8 protein-coding genes are annotated in these 6,954 nt (G+C 64.2%); 2 read left to right on the top strand and 6 right to left on the bottom strand.

All coding sequences use genetic code 11. The annotated features are described in order from the left end of the window. Nucleotides 1–340 precede the first annotated feature (340 nt). Together AC1D15_RS13245 and AC1D15_RS13240 are read left to right on the top strand one after the other, a co-directional pair. Nucleotides 341–1,495 (top strand): hybrid sensor histidine kinase/response regulator, encoded by a 1,155-nt coding sequence (locus tag AC1D15_RS13245; RefSeq protein ID WP_047511095.1) that lies wholly within the window; start codon nt 341–343, stop codon nt 1,493–1,495. After that, on the top strand, nt 1,495–2,136 hold the full coding sequence (locus AC1D15_RS13240; protein WP_047511092.1) for a response regulator: 642 nt from the start codon (nt 1,495–1,497) through the stop codon (nt 2,134–2,136). The genes AC1D15_RS13245 and AC1D15_RS13240 overlap by 1 nt, the downstream gene beginning before the upstream one ends. A gap of 181 nt (nt 2,137–2,317) precedes the next feature. Here the strand turns inward: AC1D15_RS13240 and AC1D15_RS13235 are convergent, their stop codons facing one another. The 6 genes from AC1D15_RS13235 to flhD form a co-directional block, all read right to left on the bottom strand. Continuing rightward, the gene (locus AC1D15_RS13235; RefSeq protein WP_477826337.1) at nt 2,318–2,947 is read right to left on the bottom strand and encodes a protein phosphatase CheZ; all 630 of its coding nucleotides are present in this window, start codon (nt 2,945–2,947) and stop codon (nt 2,318–2,320) included. Between the two features lie 37 nt (nt 2,948–2,984). After that, nucleotides 2,985–3,377 carry a chemotaxis response regulator CheY gene (cheY, locus tag AC1D15_RS13230; protein ID WP_047511116.1) on the bottom strand — a complete coding sequence of 131 codons (393 nt, stop codon included), beginning with the start codon at nt 3,375–3,377 and terminating at the stop codon, nt 2,985–2,987. 69 nt (nt 3,378–3,446) lie between these two features. After that, nucleotides 3,447–4,397, bottom strand: a complete 951-nt coding sequence (gene motB / locus AC1D15_RS13225) for a flagellar motor protein MotB (protein ID WP_047511113.1) — start codon at nt 4,395–4,397, stop codon at nt 3,447–3,449. Further along, a complete protein-coding gene (motA, locus tag AC1D15_RS13220) occupies nt 4,397–5,257 on the bottom strand; it encodes a flagellar motor stator protein MotA (RefSeq protein WP_477826336.1) in 861 nt (286 codons plus the stop codon). The genes motB and motA overlap by 1 nt, the downstream gene beginning before the upstream one ends. 770 nt (nt 5,258–6,027) lie before the next feature. Continuing rightward, a complete protein-coding gene (flhC, locus tag AC1D15_RS13215; RefSeq protein WP_047510166.1) occupies nt 6,028–6,567 on the bottom strand; it encodes a flagellar transcriptional regulator FlhC in 540 nt (179 codons plus the stop codon). Between the two features lie 52 nt (nt 6,568–6,619). After that, nucleotides 6,620–6,943: a flagellar transcriptional regulator FlhD gene (gene flhD / locus AC1D15_RS13210; RefSeq protein WP_047510164.1), complete on the bottom strand. Its 324-nt coding sequence runs from the start codon at nt 6,941–6,943 to the stop codon at nt 6,620–6,622. Between the last annotated feature and the right edge of the window lie 11 nt (nt 6,944–6,954).

Here is a 6,954-nt window from a genome sequence, read left to right as displayed (position 1 = left end):
GGCGTCGGCCAGCAGGGTCTGAAGGCGTTCCAGATCGTTGGTGGCCGACATCAGGTGGTCCTGCAGGTCGGCGGCGGCCAGCAATGCCATGCCCGCTGGCGCGGGTGGCATGCCGGCATCGTTGGCGTCGTTCATCTGCATCCGAATCTCCGCTCGAAGGTGAGGGATGGGGCGCTGCGCAGGGGAGCTCCTGCGCAGGGCGTKCTATCTGTCTGCCATTTTCGGCAGGGGGGSGGAAAGCATTAGCTCAATCACCGGTGAAAAGCGCAGCCATTTCGAATGGCTCCGTGGAGCGTGCGAAGTTGGCACCTCCGAACCGGTTGCTTGGCATACTCGGGCCATGTCACCGCCTCTTGCCGAGCAGCGCCTGCGCCTCCTGCACCTGGAGGATTCCGAGCTCGACCATCACCTGACGCTGGCCCACCTGCGCCGCGGCGGGCTCGATGTCGACGCGGTGCGGGTCGATTCCGAGGTCGAGTTCCTGCGCGAGCTGGAGCCGTCGCAGGAGTGGGACATCATCGTGTCCGACTACAACCTGCCGGGTTTTTCGGGCCTGGTGGCGCTGGACCTGCTGAAGGCGAGCGGGCGCAGCATCCCGTTCATCCTGGTGTCCGGCGAGATCGGCGAGGACACCGCGGTCGAGGCGATGCGCAATGGCGCGAGCGACTACCTGCTGAAGAACAACCTGGCGCGGCTGGTGCCGGCGCTGCTGCATGCGGTGGAGGCGCACGAGCTGCTGCTGGCGCGCCAGCGTGCCGACCGCGAGCTGGGCGAGCAGAAGCAGCGGGTGCACGAGCTGGCGCAGCATCTGCAGACCAGCGTCGAATCGGAGCGGGCGGCGATTGCGCGCGAGATCCATGACGACGTGGGCGGTTCGTTGACGGCGCTGAAGTTCGACCTGGCGTGGATTGCGCGGCATTCCGATTCGCCGGAGGTGCTGGCGCGGGTCAATTCGGCGCTCGAGACGGTGAGCCATGCGATCGAGGCGAGCCAGCGGGTGATGCACAACCTGCGGCCGGCGATTTTGGAGCAGGGGTTGGTGGCGGCGCTGCAGTGGATGGCGAGCCGTTTCGAGAAGCGCACCGGCGTGACCTGCGAGTTCCGCAGCCGCTACGACCATCTCACGTTGCCGGCGGGTGTGCCGCTGGTGGCGTATCGCACGGCGCAGGAGGCGTTGACCAACGTGACCAAGCATGCGCAGGCGAGCCATGTGCAGATCGACCTGACATTGGCGGGCGGGGTGTTGTCGCTCGAGATCAGCGACAACGGCCGCGGCCTGAACCATGACGATCTGGCGAAGGTGCGTTCGTTCGGCATCCGTGGGTTGCACGAGCGGGCCGGCACGGTGGGGGGCTGGGTGGACCTGAGCAGCGGGCCGGCCGGGACGACGTTGATCCTGTCGGTGCCGCTGGAGATGATGTCGGAGGAGTTGGACTTCGAGCTCGCCGAGGAACCGTCGGCGCCTTATGACCCGACGGTGTGGGGGAATATCTGATGATCAAAGTGATTCTGTGCGACGACCATGCGTTGATCCGGCGCGGCATCCGCGACACCTTGTCGGACGCTCCAGACATCGAGGTGATCGGCGAGGCGGGTGACTACACCGAGCTGCGGTCGTTGTTGCGGACGACGGGCGGTTGTGACGTGCTGGTGCTGGACATCAACCTGCCGGGCCGCAGCGGGCTGGACGTGCTGCACGTGCTGAAGGACGAAGGCGCGACGATGCGGGTGCTGGTGGTGTCGATGTACCCCGAGGACCAGTATGCGATCCGGGCGCTGAGGGCTGGGGCGTTCGGCTACGTGAACAAGGGCGGCGACCCCGCGACGATCGTGGCCGCGGTGCGCACCGTAGGGCAGGGCCGCAAATACGTGACCCCGGAGATCGCGCAGATGCTGGTGGAAAGCCTGACGACGCCGACCACCGAAGCGGCGCACGAGAAGCTATCCGATCGCGAGCTGCAAACGTTGGTGATGATCGCGTCGGGCAAGCGCTTGTCCGACATCGCGGAGGAGCTGATGCTTAGCCCGAAGACAGTGAGCGTGTACCGGGCCCGCGTGCTCGAGAAGCTGGGCCTTTCGAACAACTCCGAGATGACGGTCTACGCGATCCGCAACGGCCTGGTCGGCAGCGAGTAGCGGACGGCCAACAATCCCAATGAATGTGGGGCACCAGCCGAAGCGTCAGTGTTGTCCGCAGCGAGACTGAACGAACCGTATGGTTTTCAGGCGCCTTCTTTGGTTACTTTCTTTGGCAAGACAAAGAAAGTGACTCGCCCGCCGGGGCGAGACCCGGCGCAGCCCCACTCAGTGAGAAGAATCAGAACCCCAGACTGGCCAGGAGGTCGTCAACCTCCCCCTGATTGGTCACCACATCGGTCCGCCCTTCAGGATTCACCACCGGCCCGTTGAGGATCGACGACTCCACCTTCTGCACCTGCTCCGGCGGAGCCGCCTGCACCAGCAGCTTGACCAGGCTGTCTTCCAGGTCGGATGCCAGCGCGACGACCTTGGCCACGACCTGGCCGGTCAGGTCATGGAAATCCTGCGCCATCATGATGTCGGTCAGGTGCAGGTCGATGCGTGCGGTCGCCGCCTCGACGTCACTGACGAAATTCATCACCGAACCCGAGGCCACCGCCTTCACCGGGTCGGCCACGATGGCCGCCGCGATGCGGCGCGTGTCGGCGGCAATGTTCGCGTGCTCGAGCTTGGCCTGGTCGACCGAATTCAGCACCTTGTTGGCGGCAGCACCGGTCTTCTCGGCGATGTAGTTCAGGCGGCTGCGCGCGTCGGGCAGGTTGTCGGCCGCGGTCTGCAGCTTGGGGATCACGCCGAGCTGCATCAGCGTGTCGTGCAACTGGCGCGTGATCACGCCGAGCTGCTGGAAGACCTCGGGCGAGGCCGCAGCCGTCGGCGGGGCCAGGGTGGCCATCGTATCCATCTTCATGATGTGTTCCCTTGTACGTCGGGGGGCTGGTGCGGCATCAGGCCGCGGTGGCCAGCTTCTGCATGATCTTCTGGACTTTTTCTTCCAGCGTGGCCTTCGTGAAGGGCTTGACGATGTAGCCGGCCGCGCCGTCCTGCGCCGCCCGCACGATGTCTTCCTTGCGCGCCTCGGCGGTCACCATCAGCACCGGCAGGTGCTTCAGGCTCGCATCGGCCTTCACCGCCGACAACAGCTCGAAGCCGTTCATGTTCGGCATGTTGATGTCGCTCACGACGAAGTCGAACTTCGCGTTCTTCAGCATGTTCAACGCCACCGCGCCATCCTCGGCCTCTTCGGCATTGTTGTAGCCGATCTCCTTCAGCAACCCGCGCACGATGCGGCGCATGGTCGAGAAGTCGTCGACGATCAGGAATTTCAAATCGGTGCTCATGAGAGTCCTCGCTGGGTCGCTTGGGGCGGTGGTACGGTGTGGAGCCTGGAATCGGCTGCTTTGCGGCTGTTATCGGGCAGTCGCGGCGGAAGTTGAGGGCGGCGTGAGCGCCCCCTCGGCAGCCGGCGCCTCGGGTTCCGGTGCCAACGGCGTGTTCTGGAAGAAGCGGTCCTCCGCCTCACGGTTCATCACGATGATGCTGATGCGCCGGTTCGACGGGCTCAGCGGGTCGTTGCGGTCGAACAGCGCGCTCGACGCGAGCCCCTGCACCCGCAGCATCCGGTCCTCGGGCAGCCCGCCCAGCAGCAATTCGCGGCGCGATGCATTGGCGCGGTCCGACGACAGCTCCCAGTTGCTGTAGCCGCGCTCACCGCCGCCGAAGGCCGCGGCGTCGGTGTGGCCCTCCAGCGTCAACCGGTTCGGTACCTCGGCCAGCACGCCGCCGATCTCCTGCAGCAGCTCGCGCATGTAGGGTTTGACCAGCGCGCTGCCGCTGTCGAACATCGGCCGGTTCTGCTCGTCGACGATCTGGATGCGCAGGCCGTCCGGCGTCATGTCGAGCCGGATCTGGGATTTCAGCGCCGCCAGCTTCGGATTCGCCGCCAGCACGTCTTCCACGTGCTGCTTCAGCACCTGCAGCCGCTGTGCCTCGGCCTGGCGCTGCTCGGCCTTCATCGCCGCCAGGTTGATGGTGCTGCGTGATGCGGTATCGCCCTTCTTGACCTGGCCGCCGCTGCGGGTGAGGTCGGTGCCGCCGCCCTTGATCACGTGCGACGAATCGCCCGAGCCGCTGCCGCCGCTCAGCAGTGCCACCTTCAGCGGCGCCTGGAAATAGTCGGCAATGCCCTTCTTGTCGCCCTCGGTCGTCGAGCCGAGCAGCCACATCAGCAGGAAGAACGCCATCATTGCCGTCACGAAGTCGGCATACGCGATCTTCCACGCGCCGCCGTGGGCGCCATGGCCGCCCTTCTTGATGCGCTTGATGATGATCGGCTGCAGCTTCTTCGAATCGCCGGCCATTATTTCTTGCCCTTCACATGGCCTTCGAGCTCAGCGAAGGTCGGGCGGTCGGTCGAGTACAGCACCTTGCGGCCGAATTCGACCGCCACCTGCGGCGCATAACCCTGCATGCTCGCGAGCAGCGTGGTCTTGATGCACTGCAGTTCCTTGCCGTTCTCGTCGTTCTTCTGCTCCATCAGCCCGGCCAGTGGTTCCGCGACCGCATAGGCCAGCAGGATGCCGAGGAAGGTGCCGACCAGCGCCGAGCCGATCATGCCGCCGAGGATCGCGGGCGGCTGGCCCACCGAGCCCATCGTGTTCACCACGCCGAGCACGGCGGCCACGATGCCGAACGCCGGCAGCGCGCCGGCCAGCCGGGCGATCGCCGCGGCGGGCGCATGCGCCTCGTGGTGGTGGGTGTCGATCTCGCTGTCCATGAGGCTCTCGATCTCGTGGGCGTTCAGGTTGCCCGAGACCATCATGCGCAGGTAGTCGGTGACGAACTCGACCACGTGGTGGTCGTTGCCCACCGTCGCGTATTTCTTGAAGAGCGCCGATTCGTGCGGGCGCTCGACGTCGTTCTCGATCGACATCAGGCCTTCCTTGCGCGCCTTCTGCAGGATGTCGTAGAGCAGCGCCAGCAGCTCCATGTAGCGGGCCTTCGAATACTTCGAGCCCTTCAGCAGCGTCGGCAGCGCTGCCAGCGTCGCCTTCAGCACCTTCGGCTGGTTGTTGACGACGAAGGCGCCGAGCGCGCCGCCCAGGATGGCCATCAGCTCGGTCGGCAGCGCGTGGATGATCACGCCCATGTTCCCGCCGTGCAGGACATAGGCGCCGAAGATGCATCCGAGGGCAACCGCGTAACCGATGAGGACGAACATGTTCCAGGCTGTTCCGTGTAAGGGGGGAGTGCGCACGCCGCGCTGGTCTCGGACCGTTATCGGCCCCCACCCCAGTCACTTGAGTGTCGAGGGGGGGCGGGTTCGGCAATCGCTCGAACAGCGCTGGAAAAAGGATTTCTTCTCACCCCTGCGGGGGGCTTTTGTTCACTGCGTGAGGCTGCTGCCGGGTCTCGCCCCGGCGGGCGAGTCACTTTCATTTGTCTTGCCAAATGAAAGTAACCAAAGCAAAGGCGCCTGAAAACCATACGGTTCGTTCAGTCTCGCTTCGGACAACACTGACACTTCGGCTGCACATCCCCGTTCATTGGGATTGTTGTTCTCCCGTGCCCCTCGTCTCGCTCGCTTCGCATCGCATCGTCTCGCGCCTGCGCTCGCCATGTGTCTTGGCGAAGCGCAGCGAGCCGGGTGGAGAAGAACGGCCAACAATCCCGTTGAACGTGGATGTGCAGCCGAAGTGGCAGTGTTGTCCGCAGCGTGAAGAACGAACCGTGGGTGTTGTATTGAAGCCCTTTGCTTTGGTTACTTTCATTTGGGCTTCAAATGAAAGTGACTCGCCCGCCGGGGCGAGACCCGGCCCCTCGCCCGGGCAGGGCAAAAGAAAACGGACCCCGAAGGATCCGTTGAAAGCACTTTTCAGCGCCAGGAGGAGATCAAGAAAACAAAAGTCGCTAACTCACACTACCCAGGGAAAAACAGAAATCGTTGAGAGCTTATCGACCGCCTTGCGGCCGACTTGAGCGCACAGGCGCTCAGTGCATCTGGATGCCACCGCTGGCCTTGCCCTTGCCAGCACGTGCCGGCGGGTTGCACAGGCCGCACACGTAGTGCTTCGAAATCTCGTGCGGGTGGCTGACGAAATGGCCGCCGCACTTCGAGCACTTGGTCATCGTCAACATGCCGTTGTCGACGAACTTCACCAGGCGCCAGGCGCGGGTCACCGACAGCAGCGCTTCCAGGCCCTGTGCCTGGGTCTGCTCGGAGTACAGCTGGTAAGCCTTGATGACGGTGTCGATCTCGTCCATCTCGGCCACCTTGTTCAGGTATTCGTGGATGTTCAGGAACAGCGAGGCATGGATGTTGGGCTGCCAGGTCATGAACCAGTCGGTGGAGAAAGGCAACTGACCCTTGCTCGGCGACTTGCCGGAGACTTCCTTGTACAGGCGCAGCAGGCGCTCGTAGGACAGGTCGGTTTCAGATTCCAGAACCTGCAGGCGAGCACCCAGGTTGATCAGCGTGACAGCGCGTTCGATCTGCTTGGCTTCGGTCAGGATGCTCTTGGTGCGGGTCATGTCTCTCTCCGGAATCTTGTGTGGTGTGGCAGTTTTTCGGCAGTCGCGAAGCTCAGGCGGCTTCGTGGTGGCGGCCAGCCATCAGGATGCTGGCGTGCAGGCGGCTCGTCGTGTCGTTCGAGGCAGCCTTGCCGTGGTTGGTCAGCAGACCCCAGACCAGGTCGTCGTCCATGCGGAAACGGCACAGCAGCGTGTTGCTGGCAGCCACCTTCATCATCTGCGCCGGCGTCAGCAGACCGATCAGGGAAGCGCTCTCGTCGCTGATGCCCAGGCGGTACAGCGCTTGTTCGCGGTCGCTGCGGATCAGGCTCTGGGCCAGCATCAGGTACGACAGATTGGCTTCACGGATTTCGGTCAGGATTTGGTCGGCGTTCATGTCTCGTTCCT

The organism is Rhizobacter sp. P2_H2 (genome assembly GCF_056403375.1).
Note: the sequence above shows the minus strand (reverse complement) of the source record. Positions and strands in the feature narration are given on the sequence as shown.

Excerpts from the sequence above, each read along its gene's own strand:
- AC1D15_RS13245 (WP_047511095.1), top strand. The coding sequence starts at position 341 with ATGTCACCGCCTCTTGCCGAGCAGCGCCTGCGCCTCCTGCACCTGGAG.
- AC1D15_RS13240 (WP_047511092.1), top strand. The coding sequence starts at position 1,495 with ATGATCAAAGTGATTCTGTGCGACGACCATGCGTTGATCCGGCGCGGC.
- AC1D15_RS13235 (WP_477826337.1), bottom strand. The coding sequence starts at position 2,947 with ATGAAGATGGATACGATGGCCACCCTGGCCCCGCCGACGGCTGCGGCC.
- cheY (WP_047511116.1), bottom strand. The coding sequence starts at position 3,377 with ATGAGCACCGATTTGAAATTCCTGATCGTCGACGACTTCTCGACCATG.
- motB (WP_047511113.1), bottom strand. The coding sequence starts at position 4,397 with ATGGCCGGCGATTCGAAGAAGCTGCAGCCGATCATCATCAAGCGCATC.
- motA (WP_477826336.1), bottom strand. The coding sequence starts at position 5,257 with ATGTTCGTCCTCATCGGTTACGCGGTTGCCCTCGGATGCATCTTCGGC.
- flhC (WP_047510166.1), bottom strand. The coding sequence starts at position 6,567 with ATGACCCGCACCAAGAGCATCCTGACCGAAGCCAAGCAGATCGAACGC.
- flhD (WP_047510164.1), bottom strand. The coding sequence starts at position 6,943 with ATGAACGCCGACCAAATCCTGACCGAAATCCGTGAAGCCAATCTGTCG.